This window comes from Bradyrhizobium sp. B124, assembly GCF_038967635.1.
Classification (GTDB): domain Bacteria; phylum Pseudomonadota; class Alphaproteobacteria; order Rhizobiales; family Xanthobacteraceae; genus Bradyrhizobium.
In genome coordinates this window covers 8,905,713-8,929,373 of the sequence record NZ_CP152413.1, presented here as the reverse complement: position 1 = coordinate 8,929,373, position 23,661 = coordinate 8,905,713, and the positions used below count along the sequence as shown (strand labels likewise).

The following is a 23,661-nucleotide window of genomic DNA, read 5'->3' as shown; positions in this document are numbered from 1 at the left end:
AGCTTAGATGGGGGTCTAAGGCATGGCGCGCGCGCATGCAGCGAACGCTTGTGTCCAATCCGATTCGATCAAGGGATTGGCACAGTCGATCGCGAAACCGGCCTATCACAGGCTCTTGACGGCCGAGCCTGCACTGCGCCGCGCTGTCCCTACGCTGATCATCGCCTTCCTCATCACGATCTGCCTCGGCGCCTTCGTCCAGGTGATCGACCAGAACCGGCAGAAGCGCGGCGCGACGAAGCGCGACCTGGCCGCGCTCTCCGACATCCTCGCCGAGCGTCTCGACCGCCTGACCTCGGTGCGCCGCGACCGGCTCGCCAATATCGAGCGGATGCAGGAGCTGCTGCCGGATCTCATTCCGTCCTGGGGCATCGCCAACGGCCGCCATGTCATCATCACCAGCGCCGATCACCGCGTGCTGGCCCGCGTGCCGATCGACGGCGCCGGCGAGAACGACCGCGTCCTCGACATCGTCTCCACCGCGCAGCTCCTGGTCGCACCGGGCCAGCAGGGCGCGGTCAGCGACATGACGCTGCCGGGCGGCACCGGCGCGCTGGCGATCTCGCAGCTCGTCAAGTCGCTGCCCGGCCAGGTCGTCGTGATCCAGGAGATGAACGAGCCGATCTGGGGATCGGACGCCGCACTCTCGGTGACGCTGTCGGCGACCACGAGCTTCGTGGTGCTGATCCTCGGCTTCGCCTTCCACTGGCAATCGACCCGCGCCCGCGAGGGCGACCTGATCAACGACGCCGTGCGCGGCCGGATCGACACCGCGCTCAATCGCGGCCGCTGCGGATTGTGGGACTGGGACCTGTCGCGCGGCCGGATATTCTGGTCGCAGTCGATGTTCACCCTGCTCGGCCTCGATACCCGCAACGACCTGCTCACCTTCGGCGAGGTCAACGCGCTGGTGAACTCCGACGACATCAACCTGTTCGACATCGCCGAGCAGCTGATCTCGGGCAAGATCGATCACATCGACCAGAGCTTCCGCATGCGCCATGTCGGCGGCCACTGGATCTGGCTGCGCGTCCGCTGCGAGCTCAGCCACGCCGCGGCCGACAGCGGGCTGCATTTGATCGGCATCGCGGTCGACATCACCGAACAGAAGAGCCTCGCCGAGAAGTCGGTGGAAGCCGACCTCCGGCTGCGCGACGCCATCGAGACCATTCCCGAGGCCTTCGTACTCTGGGACGCCGAGGACCGCCTCGTGCTCTGCAACTCGCACTTCCAGCGGCTGCACAAGCTGCCCGATTCCGCCGTCAGCCCCGGCACCTCCTATGAGACCGTGATCGAGGTCGGCAGCATGCCCGAGGTGCGCACCCGCCTGCACGAGAGCGGTGTGCCGGCGCCGGGCGCGCGCACCTTCGAGGCGCAGCTCGACGACGGCAGCTGGCTGCATATCAGCGAGCGCCGCACCAAGGACGGCGGCTACGTCTCGGTCGGCACCGACATCACCCGCATCAAGGCGCACGAGCAGAAGCTGGTCGACAACGATCTCCGCCTGCGCGCCACCGTGATCGACCTGCAGCGCTCGCAATCCGAGCTGGAGCGCCAGGCCGTCGAGCTCGCCGATCTCGCCGAGAAATATTCGCAGGAAAAGACCCGCGCCGAGGACGCCAACGCCGCGAAGTCGAAGTTCCTCGCCAATATGAGCCATGAGCTGCGCACGCCGCTCAACGCCATCATCGGCTTCTCCGAGATCATGGGCTCCGGCCTGTTCGGGACACTCGGCTCGGACAAGTACGCGGAGTATTGCCACGACATCCTGACCTCGGGGAAATACCTGCTCGAGGTCATCAACGACATTCTCGACATGTCGAAGATCGAGGCCGGCCGGATGAAGTTCGACATGGAGCCGCTCGACCTCTCCGGCATCCTCGCCGAGTCGCTGCGGGTGGTCTCCGGCCGCGCCGAGCACAAGGGCCTGTCGCTTGAATCGGATATCGAAAGCACGATCTCGGTCGTCGCCGACCGCCGCGCGGTCAAGCAGATCATCGTCAACCTGCTCTCCAACGCCGTGAAGTTCACGCCGGATCACGGCCGCGTGCTGGTGCGCGGCCAGATGCTGGATGGCTCGATCGTGCTGCTGATCGCCGACAGCGGCATCGGCATCGCACCGGAATCGCTGCGGCGGCTCGGCAAGCCGTTCGAGCAGGTCGAGAGCCAGCTCACCAAGAGCTACCAGGGCTCGGGCCTCGGACTTGCGATCGCGCGCTCGCTCACCAACCTGCACGGCGGCTCGATGAAGCTGCGCTCCAAGCTCGGCATTGGCACCGTCGTCCGCATCACGCTGCCCCGCGATCCGCGCTCGCTGCAGACCAGGTTACCGGAAGCGGCCTGAGCCCCCACACTACTTCGCAAGCACCCCTTCCAGCAGGACGGAATCGCCGAGGACGGCGAGCGTCTCGCGCGGCGTGAGATGCTCGACCGCCTCGTTGAAGCTCCCGCTCGCCTCGATCCGCGCGCGCGCCATCGCGAGGTCAGGATCGATCTCGTCCGGACCGCGGCGCCTCGCCGGCGGTAGCGACGAGAGATGACGATGCAGCAGGTCGGAATCCTGCCGGAGCATTGCGAGCGCGGGGGCCGAGGCCTGGGCGGGCGACGACGCCAGTTCGTTGGCACGGACCAGCACGCCCGGCGGCCCGACCTCCTCCGGCGTCATGAACAGCGCGCGCATCGCGGGCTTGGCGGTCCAGGCGCCGATCGGGATCGCAAACAAGAGACCGACGATCACCGGCGACATCCACAGCAGCAGCGGCAATGACACCGCATAGGCGCTCGCCGCCATCGCGACGCCGCACGCGGTCGGGATGCCGTATTTCCGATAGAGCTCCCGGCGCTCGACCTCGCCGTCGTCGCGCCGCTGCGTCTGCCAGCCGGCATCCCGGCCGAGCAGGATCTCGACGACGGCGATCGACTGGAACACCATCATGACGGGCGCGATCATTGCCGAGATCAGCACCTCGGCGATCACACCTGACAACGCCCTAAAGCCGCCGCCGAATTGCCGGCGTACATCCCTCCTCGTCAGCAGCAGGATGAAGCCGAGCAGCTTCGGCACGATCAGGAGCGCCATCGTGAGACCGAACACCCACGCGGCGAGCACGGGATCCTGCGCCGGCCAGTTCGGAAACAGCGAGAAGCCCTTCGGGAAATATTCGGGACGAATGAAGCGCGCCTGCAGCGAGATCAGGATTCCGAGCAGCAGGAACGCAAGCCAGAGCGGCGCGGTGATGTAGGAGCCGATCCCGGTCATGAAGTGCAGCCGCGAGATCCAGTGCAGGCGGCGCGTGGTCAGCACCGCGAGGTGCTGCAGATTGCCCTGGCACCAGCGCCGGTCGCGCGCGGCAAAATCCAACAGCGACGGCGGCACCTCCTCGAAGCTGCCGCCGAGCATCGGCGCCATGTAGATGCCCCAGCCGGCGCGCCGCATCAGTGCCGCCTCGACGAAATCGTGGCTCAGGATATGTCCGCCGAACGGCTTGCGCCCGGAGAGTTCGGGCAGGCCCGCCTGCTCCGCAAAGGCCCGAATCCTGATGATGGCATTGTGCCCCCAGTAATTGCCCTCGGAGCCGTGCCACCACGCGACGCCGGCGGCGACCATCGGTCCGTACAGCCGGCCGGCGAACTGCTGCAGGCGGCTGAACAGGCTGCGCGCATTGACGATGATGGGCAGCGTCTGCAGCAACGCCGCCTGCGGATTGGTCTCCATGGCGTGAACCATCCGCACCATGGTGTCACCCGACATCAGGCTGTCGGCGTCGAGCACGATCATGAACTGGTAGGCGCCGCCGAACCGCGTGATCCACTCGCCGACATTGCCGGACTTCCGCGCAGTGTTGTCGGCGCGATGCCGGTAATAGAGCCGCCCACCACCGCAGGCATCGCTGAGCGAAAGGAACGCCTGTTCCTCCGCGATCCAGATATCGGGATCGCGCGTGTCGCTCAGCACGAACCAGTCGAAGCTTTCGCCCTGTCCGGTCGCCTCGACGGACTCGTGAATGGCGCGCAGGCGCGCCATCAATTGATGTGGATTCTCGTTATAGGTCGGAAGCAGCACTGCGGTCCGGCTCGCGATCCGCGGCAGCGGACCATCATCGCGGATCGGCAAGGCGTTCCCGTTGCGTCGAAGCAGCACGAAGAAGCCGGCGAGCGCCGAAGCAAACGAGAACGCGATCCAGGCAAGCAGCGCCACGAACAGGACCAGCACCATGCCTTCCATGATCGTCACGCCGCCGACCTGGACCACCATGTACATCTCGTAGGCGCCAGCGCCGGTCAGTGCGACGGTCAGCATCAGGACGAAAGCGCGGCGCATGAACATGCCCGCACCGACCGACACCGGCTTGCTCACCGCGCGCGGCGGCCGGCCGAGGTCGGCCGCCGCCATCGCAAGCGGGCTCTCTCGTGGCAGGAAGCCTTCGGCTGCTGCCGCGACGTCGGGACGAGGCGACGTGACTATGGCGCCCATCGATAGACCCAGACCTCCGAAAGCGGCTTGTCATCCTGCGCCAGATGGGCGCGCAGCTCGATCGGATCCTTCTTGACGGCGCACTGGAAGCTCAGCCGCCATCCGCCGGTGTTCGGGTTCGGCTGCGTAACGATGTTCGTGATCTCGGCCTTCTCGGCCGATACGACGCCCTTGATGCTCTTGGGATCGACACCCTTCAGATTGTCGCCGAACAGATCGAGCACGAACAGCTTGCTGTTCTCACCATGCGCGCCGATGCCAGTGCGCGTGAAGCGCGCCAGCGAATGCGGCTTCGGCGCGTCAGATCCCCAATGCAGGCGATAGGTGAGATTGGTCTCGCTCTTGGCCTTGAGCGGCGCCTTCGGCCGCCAGAACGCGGCAATGTTGTCGTGGATCTCCTCCTTGGTCGGAATCTCGAACAGGATGACCGCGCCCTCGCCCCAATCGCCGATCGGCTCGACCCACAGGCTCGGGCGCTTCTCGAAGCTCGACTCGATGTCCTGATAGGCGAAGAAATTCTTCTCCCGCTGCATCAGCCCGAAGCCGTGCGGATTGATGTCCTGGAACGTGCTGATCTGGAGGTCGCGCGGATTGCTCAGCGGACGCCACAGGCTCTCGCCCCTGCCGTTGTAGATCGCGAGCCCGTCGGAATCGTGCACCGACGGTCTGAAGTCATCGACCTCGTTGCGATCGTTCGGCCCGAAGAAGAACATGCTGGTCATCGGCGCAACGCCGGCGTGCTCGAGATCGGCGCGCGGATAGAGCGATGCCTCGACATCGAACACCGTGGTCTTCCCCGGCCTGATCGTGAAGCGATAGCTCGCCGCGCAGCTCTTGCTGTCGAGCAACGCGTGAATCACGAGGGATGTCGCGTTGGGCACCGGGCGCTCGAGCCAGAACGCCTTGAAGAACGGAAACTCCTCGCCCTTCGCCTCGCCGGTATCGATCGACAGGCCACGCGCCGACAGGCCATAGGTCTCATCCTTGGCGACGGCGCGGAAATAGCTCGCTCCGAGGAAGACGCAGACCTCGTCGTAATAGTCAGGCTTGTTGATCGGCGCGTGGATCCGAAATCCGGCGAAGCCGAGATCGGTCTCGGTGAAGGCAGGCACGGTCTCACCGAACGAGAACATGTCCTTGCTGTAGCTGACTTCGCTGACCTTGCCGTCCGCGACCTCGAAGATCTTGACCTTGTTCTTGTAGAAGAAGCCGCGGTGGAAGAACTGCGCCTCGAACGGCAGCCTCGCGCCGCGCCACAGCGCGCGCTCCGGCACGAAGCGGATCGAGCGGTACTGATCGTAGTTCAGGTCCGTCAGGCCATTCGGCAACTTCTCGTCCGGCGCCTCGAACGACTTGCCGGCGAGATTGCGGGCGAGCTCCCTCACCATCGACGGGTTGAAGGGTGCATCAGCCGTGTTGCCCGCCGCAGCGGCCTCCCGCTGCGGCAAAAGCATGAGTGCCGGCAACATGGCCGATCCGTGGAGTAACTGGCGACGATTCAAAGCAGCTCCTGCTCGCTGACCGGGACGTCGCAATGAAACCGCTCAGCCGTCGCTGAGTTCCAAGGTTGCCATGCGCGCAGGACAATTGCTTCGCCCCGGGGCTAGGCCGGCGGTCGTCGGAATGGGAACCGTCTTGGAAGCGCCTCGATTGCCCGGCGCTACGCGCTCTCCAGCTTCGGCGCGACCTCGCGCGCGACCTGCACCAGGGCTGCGATCAGCGGCGTCATTGGATCACGCTGCGGGATCACGAGGCCGATGCTGTAGTCGACAACCGGATCGACGATCGGAATGCTGCGCACGGCATCGGCAAGGCCGAGCGTCTCGGCGAGCTTGGCCGGCATCACGCTGGCCCAGCGTCCGGTCTTCACATGGGTGTAGAGCACGAGCAGGGAATTCGACGTCAGCGACGGTGTCGCCTCCGCACCGACCGAAGTCAGCGCGCGATCGATGATGCGGCGGTTCTGCATGTCGGGCGTCAGCAGGCACAGCGGCACGGTACCGACTTCCTTCCACGTCACCTGCTTGCGGTCGCCGAACATCGCATCCGGCGCTGTCAGCAGACGATAGCTCTCGTTGTAGAGCGGGATGGTGCGGACCTTGCCGATCGGCTCGTTCTCGATGTAGGTCAGCCCGGCATCGACCTCGAGATTTTCGAGCAGGCCGAGCACGTCGGCGGACGTGCACGACTGGATGCGAAACCGCACGTCGGGATGGCGCGCCCGGTACGGCGTGGTGAGCGAGGCCACCATGCCGAGCGCGGTCGGGATCGCCGCGATCCGGATCTCGCCCGACAGCTTGTCCTTGAGGCTGTTGATCTCCTGCTTCATCGCCCGCGCATCGCCGACGATGCGCCGCGCCCAGTCCAGCGTCCGTTCGCCCTCCGGCGTGAAACCCTGGAAGCGCGATCCGCGCTGCACCAGCATGACGCCGAGGATTTCCTCGAGCTGCTTGAGACTGGTCGACATGGTCGGCTGGGTGACCCCGCAGGCCTCCGCAGCCCGGCCGAAATGCCGTTCCTTGGCCAGCGCCAGCAGAAGTTCCAGCTTGTCGATCAAGGTTCAAACCCCTTCGGAAAACGGCGCCCCAGATGGCAGCCCGACGTGTCCATAGGTAGCACGATCGGGGTGCGATCCCGAAATCCAAAGCGTCCCGGAAGTCCGTGATTCCAGAACATTATTGCGATCCCGGATCGACCCATTCGGCAACGCTATTAATCGCGTTTCGCAATCGCCGCATGAGACAGCTTTATTGATGTTTCGAAGGATTCCAATTCTCATGTGCAAAGCAAAAAACTGATCGTGAGAAGCGCTGATGACGGTGGGATACGAACCTTGGGACAAGGCGCGCGGCGCGGAGATCATCGCCGAGCATGCCGGGCCTGAAGGCGCCACGCTGGTGATCCTGCACGCGCTGCAGGAAGCCTTCGGCTACGTGCCGGAGCCCGCGATCCCGATGGTGGCGGAGGCGCTCAATCTGTCCCGCGCCGAGGTGCACGGCGTGTTCACCTTCTACCACGACTTCCGGAAGCGACCTGCCGGACGCCACGTCCTCAAGCTCTGCCGCGCCGAGGCCTGCCAGGCCGCCGGCGGCGATCGGCTTGCGGCGCGCGCGGAGGCAAAGCTCGGCGTATCCTTAGGCAATACCACGGCGGATGAGCGGGTGACGCTGGAGCCGATCTACTGCCTCGGGCTCTGCGCCACCGCACCCTCGGCGATGCTGGATGGCCGGCTGGTCGGCCGCCTCGATGAAGCGCGCATCGACGCGCTGGTCGCGGAGGCACAGCGATGACGATGCGAATTTACGTCCCCCGCGATGCCGCCGCGGTCGCGGTCGGCGCCGACGAGGTCGCCCTCGCCTTCGCGCAAGCCGCAGCAGCGCGTGGCGCAGCAATCGAGATCGTCAGGAACGGCTCGCGCGGGCTGTGCTGGCTGGAGCCGATGGTTGAGCTCTCGACCGCCGAGGGCCGCGTCGCGTTCGGCCCGGTGACCCCGGCCGACGTGCCGTCGCTGCTCGATGCGATGGCCGGCAACGGCCAGCATGCCCTGCGGCTTGGTGTCACGGATGAGATCCCCTGGCTGAAGCGCCAGACGAGACTGACCTTCGTCCGCTGCGGCGTGGTCGATCCGCGCTCGGTCGACGACTACCGCACCCATGGCGGCTACAGAGGCCTGGAGCGGGCGCTGACGCTAAGCTCCGACCAGATCCTCGCCGATGTCATGACCTCGGGCCTGCGCGGCCGCGGCGGCGCCGGCTTCCCGACCGGCATCAAGTGGAAGACGGTGGCGCAGGCCAGCGCCGACCGCAAATACATTGTCTGCAATGCCGACGAAGGCGACAGCGGCACCTTCGCCGACCGCATGATCATGGAAGGCGACCCTTTCGTCGTGATCGAGGGCATGACGATCGCGGGTACCACGGTAGGCGCCACCAAGGGCTACATCTACATCCGCTCGGAATATCCGCACGCGGTCGAGGCGATGAACGCGGCGATCGCGGCCGCCCGGCGCGCCGGCTTCCTCGGCAAGCGCATCGGCGGCTCGGCGCATGAGTTCGATCTCGAAGTACGGGTCGGCGCCGGCGCCTATGTCTGCGGCGAAGAGACCTCGCTGCTGGAGAGCCTCGAGGGCCGCCGCGGCATCGTGCGGGCCAAGCCGCCGCTGCCCGCGCATAAGGGCCTGTTCGGCCGTCCTAGCGTGATCAACAACGTGCTGTCGTTCGCGGCGATCCCCTTCATCCTCGACAACGGCGCCAAGGCCTACGCCGATTTCGGCATGGGCCGCTCGCGCGGCACGATGCCTATCCAGCTCGCCGGCAACATCAGATATGGCGGGCTGTTCGAGACCGCGTTCGGCGTCACGCTCGGCGAGCTCGTCGACGAGATCGGCGGCGGCACCTTCACCGGACGCGAGGTGCGCGCGGTGCAGGTCGGCGGCCCGCTCGGCGCTTATTTCCCCCGCGCGCTGTTCGATACGCCGTTCGACTATGAGGCATTCGCCGCGCGCGACGGCCTGATCGGCCATGGCGGCATCGTGGTGTTCGACGACACCGTCGACATGGTCAAGCAGGCGCGCTTCGCGATGGAGTTCTGCGCGATCGAATCCTGCGGCAAGTGCACACCGTGCCGGATCGGCTCGACCCGCGGCGTCGAGACCATCAACAAGATCATCAACGGCGAGCGCGTGGCGGAAAACCTCGCCGTGATCGAAGACCTCTGCAACACCATGAAATTCGGATCGCTGTGCGCACTCGGCGGCTTCACGCCCTACCCCGTGATGAGCGCACTGAAACACTTCCGGGAAGATTTTGGCGGAGATTTAGGTCCCGCACCGGCCCGGCTGCAGGCCGCGGAATAGCAAGGAGATCACGATGTCGCTGATCCAGGAAATCGATTTCGGCACGCCAAAATCCAAATCCGAGGCGATGGTCACGCTGACCATCGACGGCAATCAGATCACGGTGCCCGAGGGCACCTCGATCATGCGCGCGGCGATGGAAGCCGGCACGCAGATTCCAAAGCTCTGCGCGACCGATATGGTCGACGCCTTCGGCTCCTGCCGGCTCTGCCTGGTCGAGATCGAGGGCCGCGCCGGCACGCCGGCCTCCTGCACCACGCCGGTGATGCCGGGCCTCGTCGTACACACCCAGAGCGATCGGCTGAAGAAGCTGCGCAAGGGCGTGATGGAGCTCTACATCTCCGACCATCCGCTGGACTGCCTGACCTGTGCGGCGAACGGCGATTGCGAATTGCAGGACATGGCAGGCGCCGTCGGCCTGCGCGACGTGCGTTACGGCTATGAAGGCGAGAACCACGTCTTCGCCAAATCGCACGGCTGCGAAAACGACAACTGGATGCCGAAGGACGAATCCAATCCGTATTTCACCTACGATCCCTCCAAGTGCATCGTCTGCTCGCGCTGTGTCCGCGCCTGCGAGGAAGTGCAAGGCACCTTCGCGCTGACGATCTCCGGCCGCGGCTTCGACAGCCGCGTCTCGCCCGGCATGAGCGAGAGCTTCCTCGGCTCCGAATGCGTGTCCTGCGGCGCCTGCGTACAGGCCTGCCCGACCGCGACGCTGACCGAAAAATCCGTGATCGAGATCGGCCAGCCCGAACATTCGGTCGTCACTACCTGCGCCTATTGCGGCGTCGGCTGCGCGTTCAAGGCCGAGATGCGTGGCGAGGAAGTGGTGCGCATGGTGCCGTGGAAGGACGGCAAGGCCAACCGCGGCCATTCCTGTGTCAAGGGCCGCTTCGCCTGGGGCTACACCACCCACAAGGAGCGCATCCTGAAGCCGATGATCCGCGAGCGGATCGAGGATCCCTGGCAGGAGGTGTCGTGGGACGAGGCGCTGAATTTCGCCGCCGCCAAGTTCAAGGGCATTCAACAGAAATACGGCCGCGACGCGGTCGGCGGCATCACCTCCTCGCGCTGCACCAACGAAGAGACCTACCTTGTGCAGAAGCTGATCCGCGGCGGATTCGGCAACAACAATGTCGACACCTGTGCCCGCGTCTGCCATTCGCCGACCGGCTACGGCCTGTCGCAGACCTTCGGCACCTCGGCCGGCACCCAGGATTTCGATTCGGTTGAAGACACCGACGTCGTGATGATCATCGGCGCCAACCCGGCCTCGGCTCACCCGGTGTTCGCCTCGCGGCTGAAGAAGCGGCTGCGCCAGGGCGCCAAGCTGATCGTGCTCGATCCGCGCCGCACCGAGATGGTGGAATCACCGCATGTAAAGGCGTTGCATCTGCCGCTGATGCCCGGCACGAACGTCGCGGTGGTCACGGCGCTCGCCCACGTCATCGTCACCGAAGGGCTCGTCAACGAGAGCTTCGTGCGCGAACGCTGCGACTGGAGCGAGTTCGAGGAATGGGCCGCCTTCGTCGCCCAGGAGAAATACAGCCCCGAAGCGACCGCGATCATGACCGGCGTCGATCCCAAGGCTCTGCGCGAGGCGGCGCGCATCTACGCTACCGGCGGCAACGGCGCGATCTATTACGGGCTCGGCGTCACCGAACACAGCCAGGGCTCGACCACCGTGATCGCGATCGCCAACCTCGCGATGGTGACCGGCAATATCGGCCGGCCCGGCGTCGGTGTGAACCCGCTGCGCGGCCAGAACAACGTGCAGGGCTCCTGCGACATGGGCTCGTTCCCGCACGAGCTGCCCGGCTATCGCCACATCTCCGGCGATGCGGTGCGCGAGCAGTTCGAGGCGATGTGGAACGTCAAGCTCAACAAGGAGCCGGGCCTGCGCATCCCCAACATGTTCGACGCCGCGATCGAAGGCACCTTCATGGGGCTCTATGTGCAGGGTGAGGACATCCTGCAATCCGACCCGAACACCAAGCATGTGGTGGCGGCGCTGTCGGCGATGGAATGCGTCATCGTCCACGATCTCTTCCTGAACGAGACCGCGAACTACGCCCACGTCTTCCTGCCCGGCTCGACCTTCCTCGAGAAAGACGGTACCTTCACCAACGCCGAGCGGCGCATCCAGCGCGTCCGCAAGGTGATGACGCCGCTCAACGGCTATGCCGACTGGGAAGTGACGATCATGCTTGGCAAGGCGATGGGCTACGAGATGAACTACAGCCATCCGTCTGAGATCATGGACGAGATCGCCGCGTTGACGCCGACCTTCACCGGCGTCTCCTATGCCAGACTCGATGAACTCGGCTCGGTGCAGTGGCCTTGCAACGAGAAGGCGCCGGAAGGCACGCCCGTGATGCATATCGGCGGCTTCGTGCGCGGCAAGGGCAAGTTCATCATCACCGAATATATCGCGACCGACGAGCGCACCGGCCCACGCTACCCGCTGCTGCTCACCACCGGCCGCATCCTCAGCCAGTACAATGTCGGCGCGCAGACCCGCCGCACCGAGAACGTGGTGTGGCACGCCGAGGACCGGCTCGAAATCCATCCGCACGATGCCGAGCAGCGCGGCGTGCGCGACGGCGACTGGGTACGGCTGGCGAGCCGTGCCGGCGAGACCACGCTGCGCGCGCTGATCACCGACCGCGTCGCACCGGGCGTGGTCTACACCACGTTCCATCACCCGGACACCCAGGCCAACGTCATCACGACCGACTTCTCGGACTGGGCGACCAACTGTCCGGAGTACAAGGTCACCGCCGTGCAGATCTCGCCGTCGAACGGTCCGTCCGACTGGCAGAAGGCCTATGACGAGCAGGCGCGCAACTCCCGGCGCATCGCGCCGGTGGTGGAAGCCGCGGAGTAGCGATGCGCGAACCGGTCCACAAGGCGATACGGAAGGTCTGGCGCGACGGCGTCTTCAGCGAGGGCGCGCGCCTGATCCCGGAAGAGACGCCGCTGGCGCTGACCTATAATGGCGGCACCTACGCCGTGATGATGGGCTCGCCCGAGGACCTCGGCGACTTCGCGGTCGGCTTCAGCCTGAGCGAAGGCATCGTGCAATCAGCCGACGAGATCGAGACCCTCGACATCGTCGAGCTCGATGACGGCATCGAGCTTCGGATGTGGCTCAAGCCCGACAAGGCCGCGCGGATCGCCGAGCGGCGGCGCAACATCGCCGGCCCGACCGGCTGCGGCCTGTGCGGTCTTGATTCCATCAGCGAGGCGGTCCGGCCGGCCGCGGTGGTGCCCGCGGGCCGCGTCTTCGCACCGCGCGAGATCATGACAGCGGTGGCGGCGGTCGCGCCGCTGCAGGAGATCAACCACCAGACCCGCGCGGTGCACGCCGCCGCGTTCTGGACCGCCACGCGCGGCATCGTCGCGCTGCGCGAAGATGTCGGCCGCCACAATGCGCTCGACAAGCTCGCCGGCGCGCTGGCCCGCGACAAGGTCGCCGCAAGTGACGGCATCGTGCTGGTGACCAGCCGCGTCTCGGTCGAAATGGTGCAGAAGACCGCCGCGATCGGCGCGCCGCTGATTGCTGCGGTGTCGGCCCCGACCGCGCTTGCGGTGCGGATGGCGGACGCCGCCGGCATCACGCTTGCCGCGATCGCGCGCGCCGACGGATTTGAAATCTTTACGCATCCGGAACGCGTCACAGGCGCGGTGCCCGGCAAGGAGTCCGCTTATGTCGTCGTCGCCTGACAAACTGGTCTATATGGCGAACCAGATCGGAAAGTTCTTCCACAGCCAGGGACACGACCGCGCGGTGCAGGGCATTTCCGAGCACATCTGGAAGTTCTGGGACCCCAGGATGCGCAAGCAGATCTTCGCCCATCTCGACACCGGCGGCGCCGGCCTCGACCCCGACGTCCGCGATGCCCTGCAGAAGCTGAAGCAGCAGGCGTAGCGAGGGGCTGCACCCAGCTCTATCACCGTCACCCTGAGGAGCCGCGCAGCGGCGTCTCGAAGGGTCGACGGCCCTGCTCCTTCCGCGTGAATCTACGGGGGCCGTGCATCCTTCGAGGCTCGCTTCGCTCGCACCTCAGGATGACGGGTCGGGTACCCCTATCCCACGATCGTGTTGAAGACGCGGCGTACCTCGCCTTGCGTCTCGCGCAGGCGGGCTTCCAGTGCGGAGAAATCCGGCGCGTCGCCGGCCCGCGCCATCACGCGCCGCAGATCCTCGCCCGCGGTCTCCGGATTGAACTTGCCGGTGACGCACAGCCGCAGGATCTGCGTCAGATCATGATAGAGCCGCGCCGCCGAGCGCAGGATCTCGGCTTCCGACTGGCCGAGCAGGCCGAGCTTGGCGGCATGCTCGAGCACCTGCAGCGTCGAGACGCTGAGGATCTCCGGCTTCGCTGAGGCGTGCGCGAGCTGGAGATATTGCGCGATGAAATCGATGTCGACGAGCCCGCCGGCGGCAAGCTTGAGGTCCCAGACATCGTCCTCGCCCTTCTCCAGCGCGATCGCGCGCCGCATGTCGGCAACGTCGGCCGCGGTCGATGCCTCATCGCGCGGCCGGGTCAGGACGCTGCGGATGATCGCCTCGATCCTCTCGCGGAATTGCGGCGACGACGAGATCACGCGCGCACGCGTCAGCGCCATGTGCTCCCAGGTCCACGCCTCGCGCTCCTGGTAGTCGGAAAACGAATCGATCCGCGAGGCGACCGGACCGGCCCGCCCCGACGGCCGCAGCCGCATGTCGACGTCATAGAGCACGCCGTAATTGGTCCGGGTCGTGAATGCGCTGATCAGGCGCTGGGTGAAGCGGGCAAAATACTGCGCGCCGTGCAGCGAGCGCTCTCCGTCGGAGTCCGGCGCCTCGCCGTCGAAATCGTAGAGCAGGATCAAATCGAGGTCGGAGGACGCGGTCATCTCGCGGCTGCCCAGTCGGCCCATCGCGACGATCGCAGTCTCCTGCCCCTTGATCCGGCCATATTGCGCGGCGAACTGGTCGGTGACGAGACCGTGCACGGTGTGCACGATGCCTTCGGCGACATCGGCAAAGGCCGTGCTGGCGTGTTGCGCCGACACCGTGCCCGACAGGATCCGCGTGCCGATCAGGAACAGGCTCTCCTGCCCGAACAATCTCAGACGATCGAGGAAGTCCTCATAGGAGGACGCGTCCTGCAGCGTGGCGGCGAGCCGCGCCGACAGCTCCTTCTTGTCCGGCATCGCGCCGAAGAAGCGTGGATCGACCAGACCGTCCATGATCTGCGGCTGCCGCGCCAGCATGTCGCCGAGCCGCGGCGCCGCACCGAGGATCAGCGCCACCAGCGCAACGAAATCGCGGTTCTGGCTGAGCAGCGAGATCAGCCGCCCGCCGCGCTGCAACGCGCCCAGGAAACGGTCGAATGCCGCGACCGCATCGTCCGGCTCCTCGGCATCCGCGAGGCCGTCGATCAGGCCGGGAATGAATTCGAGGAACGCCGCCCGCGTCGCCTCCACGCGCAGCGCGCGATAATCGCCCTCGATCCATTGCTGCACGGTGCCGGCGACCATGACCGGCTTCTTGAAGCCGAGACTGGCGAGATGCTCGATCAGGCGACCGTCTTCGGGGCCCGCCCCGTAGTCGACGTCCGGCAGCTTCGCGCTCCCGGTCGGATCGTCGCCCTCGAACAGCTTGCCGTAATGGTTCTGCACGATCTTGAGCTGGCCGAGCAGATCCCTGGCGAAGGCCTCACGATTCTCGTAGCCGAAGAAATGCGCGAAGCGCTCGACCGCCTCCGGCTCCTCGGGCAGCGAGTGGGTCTGCTCGTCGGCGATCATCTGCAGCCGGTGCTCGACCCGGCGCAGGAATTCGTAGGCCGTGGTCAGCTCGTCACGCGCCTCAAAGGTGATCCAGTTGCTCTCGGCGAGGACATTGAGCGCCTCCAGCGTCGGCCGCACCCGCAACTCCGGATGGCGGCCGCCGGCGATCAGCTGCTGGGTCTGGGCGAAGAACTCGATCTCGCGGATGCCGCCGCGGCCGACCTTGACGTTGTGGCCCTCGACCGAGATCTCGCTCTGGCCGCGATAGGTCTGCATCTGCCGCTTCATGTCGTGGACGTCGGCCAGCGCCGCAAAATCCAGATGCTTGCGCCAGACGAATGGCGCGAGCTCGGCGATCAACGCATCGCCGGCCTTGGGATCGCCGGCGCAGGGCCGCGCCTTGATCATCGCGGCGCGTTCCCAGGTACGCCCTTCACGCTCGTAATAATGCAAGGCCGCGTCGGTCGAGATCGCGACCTGGGTCGAGGCCGGGTCCGGACGCAGCCTGAGATCGACCCGGAACACATAGCCCTCGCCCGAGCGCTGCTGCAGCATCCGCGCCATCGCCTGGGTGACGCGGACGAAGAACGGCTGCGGCTCGATATCCTCGGCGAGCGAGGTGGCCGTGCGATCGAAGAACACGATCAGGTCGATGTCGCTGGAATAGTTCAGCTCGCCCGCGCCCATCTTGCCCATCGCAAGCACGATCAGGCCGGAGCCCGCTTCCGGATGCTCGGGATCGACGGCAGTCATGCGGCCGCGGGCGATTTCCTGCAGGAACAGATATCGCAGCGCCGACTGCACCGAATTCACCGCAATGTCGGTCAGCGCCGCCGTCACCCGCATCACCGGCCAGACGCAGCCGATGTCGCACAGCGCGATCATCAGGGCAGCCTCCGCCTTCATGCGGCGAAGCAGAACCATCACGTCGGCCTCGCTGCCGGCGGCGAGCACGTCGCGCGAGGTCGTCTCGATCAGGTTCGCAAGATGCGACTCCGGGTCGCACGACAGGATCCGGATCAGCCGCGCGGCATCAGCCCGCGCGAGCTCGAACAGATAGGGCGAGAATTCGGCAATGCCGCGCAGGATGTCCCGCGCGAACGGGTGCTCCAGCAGCGCCGCGAGCGCAGCCGATTGCGCCGGCTCGAGCTCGGCGAACCAGTCGGTCAGGCGCTGATCGGCGGATACGGGAGCGGCGACACGCGGTCCGTCCGCGAACCGCGCGGCCAGAAGGTGTCGATCCGCGTTTCCCGGCGCGGCGGCATTCATGCCGCCTTCTGTGGCACATCCTGCGTTTGAGCCGCAAGCCTGTCACTGCCGCCCGCCCGCGCCGGCAGCACCAGGGTGGCCACCAGCCCCGGATGGGCATCGCCGAGCCGCAGCTCACCGCCATGGAGCGTGGCAACCGCCGAGGCCAGGCTGAGGCCGAGACCGGAACCGGGTAAGGTGCGGCTGGCCTCGAGCCGGACGAAGCGCTCCACCGCGTGCTTGCGGTCACCCTCGGGGATGCCCGGACCGTGGTCGGTGACGCTGAGCAGGACCTGATCGCCCTCGCGCCGGGCCTCGATCAGGATCTCCCGCGCATCGGCCTTCATCGGCTCTACGCCCGGTTCGGGCTTGCCATATTTGATCGCGTTCTCGACCAGATTGGCGACCGCCTGGCTGATCAATTCGCGGTTGCCGTGAATCGGCGCCGGCGCGGTCTTCACCTGCAGCGTCATGCCGTCGTCCTCGGCGAGCGGCTCGTACAGTTCGTGGATGCCATTGGCGACGTCGGCGCCGTCGAAATCGTCCATGTTGCCGCGCGCCTGGCCGGACTCGGCGCGCGCGATCATCAGCAGCGCGTTGAAGGTGCGGATCAAGCCGTCGGACTCCTCGATCGTCCGCTCCAGCGCCGCGCGATAATCGGCCTCGGAGCCCGACCGCGCCAGCGCCTCCTCGGCGCGGTTGCGCAGCCGCGTCAGCGGGGTCTTGAGGTCATGGGCGATGTTGTCGGAGACCTCCTTCAGCCCCGTCATCAGCGCCTCGATGCGCTCCAGCATGACATTGAGATTTTCCGCGAGACGGTCGAGCTCGTCGCCGCTGCGGCCGACCGGCAGCCGGCCGGACAGATCGCCCGCCATGATGCGCTTGGTGGTGCCGGTCATGGCGTCGATCCGGCGCAGCACGCGGCGCGCGACGAAGATGCCGCCGCCGATGCCGAGCACGACGACGACGAGGATCGACCATTGCGCGGCCTTGGCGACGATGCCGAACAGCCGCCGCCGCTCCTCGAGGTCGCGCCCGACCAGCAGGCGGAAACCGTTGTCCATCTCGGTGACCCGAACCAGCGCGCGGTGATCGGTCTTGTCCTGATCGTCGAACCGGCGATAGGCGGTCTCGCTCCAGCCCTGGACGCTCATCACGCCAGGCGCCAGCGAGCCGACATTGCCGGCCAGCGCCTGCCCGTTCGGCGCCGTCAAGAGATAGAGGTTGGCGCCCGGCCGCAGCGCACGATTGCCCATGGTGGTCAGCAGGCCGTGCAGGCCGCGACGGTTATAGATGGCGGTGATCTCGCCGATCTCGACGTTGACGGTGGTCGTGATCTGCTCGGTGATCAGCCGTCGCGTGTTCCAGGCGAAATAAGCCAGCAGCGAGGCGGCAAACAGCGCGAACAGGAACAGGTAGACCAGCGTCAGCCGAAACGCCGTGGTCCGGATCAGTTTGCCGAAGGCCGTCACGATCTACCTAATGCCATCTCTGATCATATACCCCGCGCCGCGGATGGTATGCAGCAGCGGCCGCTCGAAGCCTTTGTCGATCTTGGAGCGCAGCCGCGAGATGTGGACGTCGATGACGTTGGTCTGCGGATCGAAATGATAATCCCAGACGTTCTCGAGCAGCATGGTCCGCGTCACCACCTGCCCGGCATGCTTCATCAGATATTCGAGCAGGCGGAATTCGCGCGGCTGCAAGGTCAGCTCATCCTTGCCGCGGGCGACGCGATGCGACAGGCGATCGAGCTCGAGGTCGCCGACGCGGTAGGTGGTCTCCTCGGCCGGCCCGACATTGCGCCGCGACAGCACCTCGACGCGCGCGAGCAGCTCGGCGAAGGAATAGGGCTTCGGCAGATAGTCGTCGCCGCCGGCGCGCAGGCCCTTAATCCGGTCGTCCACCTGGCCGAGCGCCGACAGGATCAGGACCGGCGTCCGGTTGCCTTTGTCGCGCAGGATGCCGATCAGCGACAGGCCGTCCCGCTTCGGCAGCATGCGATCCACAACCAGCACGTCGTAGTCGCCGGTCTCCGCCATCGACAGGCCTTCCTCGCCGTCGGAGGCGAGATCGGCGATATAGCCGACTTCACGGAATGCCTTGACCAGATAGTCGGCTGACTCGCGGTCGTCTTCGATGATCAGGATACGCATTTGCGGAGCGGTTGCGGTCACGGGAAAGGGCCCTCTGTCAGCATGGCGCGGCCGGCCTGCACATGCAAGACGACCGCGAATATTCCGGGAATCTTGTGGGCGCATGATCTCCGCGCAAACCCGTTCCGGGTTTGTCGCCGGGGAAAACCGGTTTCCACTTTTCCGGATCATGCGGCGCTGAAAAAAGTGGGCGGTGAAGCTGGGGGACCTCACCGCCCTGAGACCTTCCGACAGAGGGGGGCATATTCCATCGAAAGGCAACATAGGGAGCGAGCAAGGGGCCCGCCCCCCGGAACGCGCCGTCGGCGGGGGCGACTAATGCCGGCGACGCGTTCCAACTCATAGATAGTTATCCCTTCGCCAGCGGCACTGCCACAAAGCGCGACGAACCGCCGCTCTTCACGCGCATGAGAACGCTGTTCTTGTTGTCATTGCGCGCCGCGGTGATCGCATCACGCACCTCACCGGCGGTGCCGACGGACTTGCCGGCGACCTCGAGGATCACGTCGCCTTCCTTGAAGCCCCGCTCAGCGGCAGCACTCTTGGGATCGACTTCGGTCACGACCACGCCTTCCTTGCCGGCGCCGGCCACGCTGTTGGCGGGTGCCACAGTGAGGCCCAGTTTAGGCACGTCGGTGCCACGGGACGAGTTGCCCTTGTCGCCGTTGTTGTCGGTGTCAGCCTTGGCTTCCAGGTTGTTCGGCAACTGGCCGAGCGTGAGGTTGACGGTCTTGTCCTGCCCCTTGTGCAGCACGTTCAGCTTCACGGCATTGCCGGGCGCGAGGCCGCCGATGGTGCGGGCGAGTTCGCGCGCATCCTTCACCGGCTCGCCATTGACGGCGGTGATGACGTCACCGGACTCGATGCCGGCCTTGGCCGCGGGGCCGTTGGCCTGCGGTTCGGCCACCAGCGCGCCTTCGGCCTTCTTCATGCCGAGGCTGTCGGCGATGTCTGATGTCACCGGCTGGATCTGGACGCCGATCCAGCCGCGGCTGACCGAGCCCTTGTCCTTCAGCTGGGCAACGACGCTCTTGACGGTCTGGGCCGGGATCGAGAACGCGATGCCGACGCTGCCGCCGGACGGCGAGTAGATCGCGGTATTGACGCCCATCACCTCACCGGACACGTCGAACGCCGGGCCGCCCGAATTGCCCTTGTTCACGGGCGCATCGATCTGGATGAAATCGTCATACGGGCCGTTGCCGATGTCGCGGCCGGAGGCCGAGACGATGCCCGCGGTCACGGTGCCGCCGAGACCGAAGGGATTGCCGACCGCCAGCACCCAGTCGCCGATCCGCGGCTTGGTGTCGGAGAGCTTGGCAAACTGGAAGTTGGAGCCGCCCTCGACCTTGATCAGCGCGAGATCGGTGCGCGGATCGGTGCCGATCACCTTGGCGGAGAAGGTCTTGCCGTCGTCGGTCGTGACTTCGACCTTGTCGGCGCCATCGACGACGTGATTGTTGGTCACGGCGAAGCCGTCAGCCGAGATGAAGAAGCCGGAGCCCTGGCCCGTCACCACGCCACCGCCACGCGGTCCACCGCGCAGGCCCGGGGGCAAGCCATCCGGACCGCCGAAGCGGCGGAAGAAACGCTCCATCGGCGAACCCGGCTGGAACGGCGAATCGTCATTATTGTTGCTGTCATCCTTCGCGACCTTCTCGCGAATATTGACCTTGACCGAGATCACCGACGGCTTCACCCGCTCGACGATGTCGGCAAACCCGACCGGCTGCTGAACCTTCTTGACCTCGTTATTGACCTGCGCATGCGCGGGCGTCGTGAACAGGTCGGCCGGGTTGTGGGTGGGGCTGAAGCCGTAGGTGGCGGCACCGAGGCCGGCCACGACCGACGCCATCAGCGCGAGTTTGCGGGCAGAGAACAGCGAGCGCTTCGGCGCCTTGTAGGACGGAAGGGTCGAGAGGTCGGGACGGTCGGTCATGTCTTGAGATCTCCAGGGCCAGAATCATTCGGTGCGGGGGCGAGCACCTGATGCGTCTGAACATGGGGTCATCAGCCTTACGGCGCGCTGGCTGCGGAATTAAACTTTGGTAATTGAGCAATCCTGCGCTGCGGCAGAATAGCGCATGCAAATTAAGGGCTTAGAAAGGAACTAAACCGGCTTGTCCGGCGCGGATTCGGCCGCCAGCAGCCGCTCAAGGCGCGCCTCTTCGTCGGGCGTCAAGCCGGGGCTGGAATCGCCCCCGCCGGCGGCCGGATTTGCCTTACGCCGGCCGAGCCGCCAGAGCGCAAAACCGCCCAGCAGAAGCGCCAGCGGCGGGGTCAGCCACAGCACCAGCGTGTGCTCGTTGAGGCGCGGCTTCAGCAGCACGAATTCGCCATAGCGGGCCACCAGGAAATCGATCACCTGGCGGTCGCTATCGCCGGCCGAGATGCGTTCACGCACCAGCAAACGGAGGTCGCGCGCCAGCGGCGCCTCGGAATCGTCGATCGACTGGTTCTGGCAGACCATGCAGCGCAGCTCTTTCGAAAGCTCGCGCGCCCTCGCCTCCTTCGCTGGGTCCGCCATGATCTCGTCAGGCAGCACGGCCCGGGCGGGCATCGCGCCGAGCACCAGGGTCGCCGCAAGCGCGGCGGCTGCGAGCGCGCGCGACCGCATCATTCGGCCGCCTGCAATGCACGCGCCGCTGCCTTGGCCGGCTTCGGCGCGCCGACCCGCAAGCGGCGGTCGGACAGCGACAGCATGCCGCCGAACGCCATCAACACCGGCCCCCACCAGATCATCAGCACCAGCGGCTTGTGATAGATGCGCACCGCGATCGCGCCGTCGGCCGAGGTATCGCCGAGCGAGATATAGAGCTGGCTGGCGCCGCGCGTCAGCAGCGCGGCCTCCGTCGTCGAGGCGCCGCGGGTCGTGAAGTTGCGCTTCGACGGGGTCATCACGCTGACCTTCTCGCCGTCACGGGTCACGGTGAATTGCGCGACCATCTCACGGAAGTTCGGCCCCTGCCGTGGATTCAGGCCGTCGAGCCGCAGCTCATAGCCGGCGACCTTGGCGACATCATCCGGCTTCATGGAGCCGATATATTCGCTGTTCCAGGTGGTCTCGCAGACGATCCCGATCAGGGCTATGCCGAGGCCGGCATGCGCGAACACCGTGCCCCAGGTCGCCCGCGGCAGGCCGCGTGCGCGGCGCAGCGAAAGCGACAGCGGAATCCGGAACAGCGCGATACGTTCGGCGAGATCGCACAGCGCGCCCATGATCACGAAGGCCGCAAGCCCGGTCGCGAGCGGCGCCAGCGTCGCGCCGCCATAGGTCCACGCCCACACCACCGCGATCGCAACCAGCGCGACGATGCCGGCCACCATCAGCCGTTGCGCCGCGCCGAGCAGGTCGCCGCGCTTCCAGGCCAGCAGCGGCCCGAACGGCACCGCGAGCAGCAGCGGCACGAACAGCGGCGCAAAGGTGAAATTGAAGAACGGCGCGCCGACCGAGATCTTCTCGCCGGTCAGGACCTCGAGCGCCAGCGGATACAGCGTGCCGATGAATACCGTCGCGCAGGCGGTGGTGAGCAGGAGGTTGTTGAGCACCAGCGCGCCTTCGCGCGAGATCGGCGCGAACAGCCCGCCCTGCTTCAGCGTCGGCGCGCGCCAGGCATAGAGCGACAGGCTGCCGCCGATGAAGACGAACAGGATCAGCAGGATGAACACGCCGCGGGTCGGATCGGTCGCGAACGCGTGGACCGAGGTGAGCACGCCGGAGCGCACCAGGAAGGTGCCGAGCAGCGACAGCGAGAAGGTTAGGATCGACAGCAGGACGGTCCAAACTTTCAGCGCGTTGCGCTTCTCCATCACCAGCGCCGAATGCAGCAGCGCGGTACCGGCCAGCCACGGCATCAGCGAGGCGTTCTCGACCGGATCCCAGAACCACCAGCCGCCCCAGCCGAGCTCGTAATAGGCCCAGTAGGAGCCCATCGCGATGCCGAGCGTCAGGAATATCCACGCCATCAGCGTCCACGGCCGCACCCAGCGCGCCCAGGCGGCGTCGATCCGCCCTTCGAGCAGCGCCGCCACCGCGAACGAGAACGAGATCGAGAACCCGACATAGCCGAGATAGAGCATCGGCGGATGCACCGCGAGGCCGATATCCTGCAGCACCGGATTGAGGTCGCGTCCCTCGATCGGCGGATTGGCGATGCGCAGGAACGGATTCGAGGTGATCAGGATGAACAGATAGAAGGCGCTGGCGACCCAGGCCTGCACCGCCAGCACATGCGCGCGCAGCGACAGCGGCAGGTTGTTGCCGAAGGCCGCGACGAGGCCGCCGAACAGCGCCAGGATCGACACCCACAGCAGCATCGAGCCTTCATGGTTTCCCCACACGCCGGTGATCTTGTAGAGCAGCGGCTTCAGCGAGTGCGAATTCTCGTAGACATTGGCGACCGAGAAATCCGAGGTGACGTGCAGCGTCACCAGCGCCGCGAACGACGCCGCGACGAACAGCAATTGGGCGAGCGCGGTCGAGCGCGCGACGTTCATCAGCGCCGCATCGCGCCAGCGCGCGCCGAGGATCGGCACGATCGACTGGATCAGCGCGAGGGCGAGCGCCAGCACCAGGGCATAATGTCCGCTTTCGGCGATCACCGCATCGCTCCCTGGGTCGGCGCCGCGGAGGCGCTCGGCATGCTGTTTGGTTTGGCGCCGTAGTCGTCCTTCCAGTGGCCCTGCTTCTTCAGGGCATCGGCGACGTCCTTCGGCATGTAGGTCTCGTCATGCTTGGCGAGCACGGTGTCGGCACGGAATACGCCGTCAGCATCGAGCGCGCCTTCGGCAACCACGCCCTGCCCCTCGCGGAACAGATCCGGCAGGATGCCCTTGTAGGCGACCGGCAGCGTTGCGCCGCCGTCGCCGACGGTGAAGGTCACCGCGAGATTGTCGCCGCGCTTGAGCGAGCCCTGCTCCACCAGACCGCCGAGGCGGAAACGCTTGCCCGGCCCGAGATGCTTTTCGGCGACCATCGAGGGCGTCGAGAAGAACACGATGGAATCGCGCAGCGCGTTCAGCACCAGGCCCGCGGCCACCGCGAGCACGACGAGCGCGCAGCCGATCAGTGTCAAACGCCGTTGCTTCCTGGTCATGGTGCATCCTTGCGCATGACGTCAGCCGAAAACCGCTGCACATGTTTCGGC

The 23,661-nt window shown here is 66.2% G+C and carries 16 protein-coding genes; 6 read left to right on the top strand and 10 right to left on the bottom strand.

Annotation, left to right across the window (positions count from 1 at the left end; all coding sequences use genetic code 11):
- Window positions 1-22 precede the first annotated feature (22 nt).
- Window positions 23-2,344: an ATP-binding protein gene (locus tag AAFG13_RS41590; protein ID WP_342710600.1), complete on the top strand. Its 2,322-nt coding sequence runs from the start codon at window positions 23-25 to the stop codon at window positions 2,342-2,344.
- Between the two features lie 9 nt (window positions 2,345-2,353).
- Here the strand turns inward: AAFG13_RS41590 and mdoH are convergent, their stop codons facing one another.
- The 3 genes from mdoH to AAFG13_RS41575 form a co-directional block, all read right to left on the bottom strand.
- Window positions 2,354-4,474, bottom strand: coding sequence for a glucans biosynthesis glucosyltransferase MdoH (gene mdoH, locus AAFG13_RS41585; RefSeq protein WP_342710599.1), 2,121 nt, complete (start codon window positions 4,472-4,474; stop codon window positions 2,354-2,356).
- Complete coding sequence (locus AAFG13_RS41580; RefSeq protein ID WP_249131458.1) at window positions 4,462-5,928, bottom strand: glucan biosynthesis protein G; 1,467 nt, start codon at window positions 5,926-5,928, stop codon at window positions 4,462-4,464. Before AAFG13_RS41580 ends, mdoH begins: the two co-directional genes overlap by 13 nt.
- Window positions 5,929-6,134: 206 nt before the next feature.
- Window positions 6,135-7,031: a LysR family transcriptional regulator gene (locus AAFG13_RS41575; protein ID WP_212310993.1), complete on the bottom strand. Its 897-nt coding sequence runs from the start codon at window positions 7,029-7,031 to the stop codon at window positions 6,135-6,137.
- Between the two features lie 256 nt (window positions 7,032-7,287).
- Here AAFG13_RS41575 and AAFG13_RS41570 point away from each other — a divergent pair, with 256 nt between their 5' ends.
- The 5 genes from AAFG13_RS41570 to AAFG13_RS41550 are packed head-to-tail and all read left to right on the top strand — an operon-like array spanning window position 7,288 to window position 13,263.
- The gene (locus tag AAFG13_RS41570) at window positions 7,288-7,764 is read left to right on the top strand and encodes a formate dehydrogenase subunit gamma (protein ID WP_342710598.1); all 477 of its coding nucleotides are present in this window, start codon (window positions 7,288-7,290) and stop codon (window positions 7,762-7,764) included.
- Window positions 7,761-9,329: an NADH-ubiquinone oxidoreductase-F iron-sulfur binding region domain-containing protein gene (locus AAFG13_RS41565; RefSeq protein WP_342710597.1), complete on the top strand. Its 1,569-nt coding sequence runs from the start codon at window positions 7,761-7,763 to the stop codon at window positions 9,327-9,329. Before AAFG13_RS41570 ends, AAFG13_RS41565 begins: the two co-directional genes overlap by 4 nt.
- A 13-nt stretch (window positions 9,330-9,342) precedes the next feature.
- Window positions 9,343-12,219: a formate dehydrogenase subunit alpha gene (gene fdhF, locus AAFG13_RS41560; protein ID WP_342710596.1), complete on the top strand. Its 2,877-nt coding sequence runs from the start codon at window positions 9,343-9,345 to the stop codon at window positions 12,217-12,219.
- 2 nt (window positions 12,220-12,221) lie between these two features.
- Window positions 12,222-13,058 carry a formate dehydrogenase accessory sulfurtransferase FdhD gene (fdhD, locus tag AAFG13_RS41555; RefSeq protein ID WP_342710595.1) on the top strand — a complete coding sequence of 279 codons (837 nt, stop codon included), beginning with the start codon at window positions 12,222-12,224 and terminating at the stop codon, window positions 13,056-13,058.
- Entirely contained in the window at window positions 13,042-13,263 is a 222-nt protein-coding gene (locus AAFG13_RS41550; protein ID WP_173641858.1) for a formate dehydrogenase subunit delta, read from the top strand. The genes fdhD and AAFG13_RS41550 overlap by 17 nt, the downstream gene beginning before the upstream one ends.
- A 158-nt stretch (window positions 13,264-13,421) precedes the next feature.
- On the opposite strand, the gene AAFG13_RS41545 is transcribed toward AAFG13_RS41550, so the two are convergent.
- From AAFG13_RS41545 to ccmE, 7 genes are all read right to left on the bottom strand, one after another.
- Entirely contained in the window at window positions 13,422-16,379 is a 2,958-nt protein-coding gene (locus AAFG13_RS41545; RefSeq protein ID WP_342710594.1) for a bifunctional [glutamine synthetase] adenylyltransferase/[glutamine synthetase]-adenylyl-L-tyrosine phosphorylase, read from the bottom strand.
- The gene (locus AAFG13_RS41540; RefSeq protein ID WP_212310999.1) at window positions 16,376-17,830 is read right to left on the bottom strand and encodes an ATP-binding protein; all 1,455 of its coding nucleotides are present in this window, start codon (window positions 17,828-17,830) and stop codon (window positions 16,376-16,378) included. Before AAFG13_RS41540 ends, AAFG13_RS41545 begins: the two co-directional genes overlap by 4 nt.
- Window positions 17,831-17,833: 3 nt before the next feature.
- Complete coding sequence (locus AAFG13_RS41535) at window positions 17,834-18,514, bottom strand: response regulator transcription factor (RefSeq protein WP_212311653.1); 681 nt, start codon at window positions 18,512-18,514, stop codon at window positions 17,834-17,836.
- A 349-nt stretch (window positions 18,515-18,863) separates the two neighbouring features.
- Window positions 18,864-20,453 (bottom strand): Do family serine endopeptidase, encoded by a 1,590-nt coding sequence (locus tag AAFG13_RS41530; RefSeq protein WP_342710593.1) that lies wholly within the window; start codon window positions 20,451-20,453, stop codon window positions 18,864-18,866.
- A 171-nt stretch (window positions 20,454-20,624) separates the two neighbouring features.
- Entirely contained in the window at window positions 20,625-21,131 is a 507-nt protein-coding gene (locus AAFG13_RS41525; RefSeq protein ID WP_342713515.1) for a cytochrome c-type biogenesis protein, read from the bottom strand.
- Window positions 21,131-23,116, bottom strand: coding sequence for a heme lyase CcmF/NrfE family subunit (locus AAFG13_RS41520; RefSeq protein WP_342710592.1), 1,986 nt, complete (start codon window positions 23,114-23,116; stop codon window positions 21,131-21,133). The genes AAFG13_RS41525 and AAFG13_RS41520 overlap by 1 nt, the downstream gene beginning before the upstream one ends.
- Window positions 23,113-23,610: a cytochrome c maturation protein CcmE gene (gene ccmE / locus AAFG13_RS41515; protein ID WP_092125254.1), complete on the bottom strand. Its 498-nt coding sequence runs from the start codon at window positions 23,608-23,610 to the stop codon at window positions 23,113-23,115. The genes AAFG13_RS41520 and ccmE overlap by 4 nt, the downstream gene beginning before the upstream one ends.
- Window positions 23,611-23,661 lie beyond the last annotated feature (51 nt).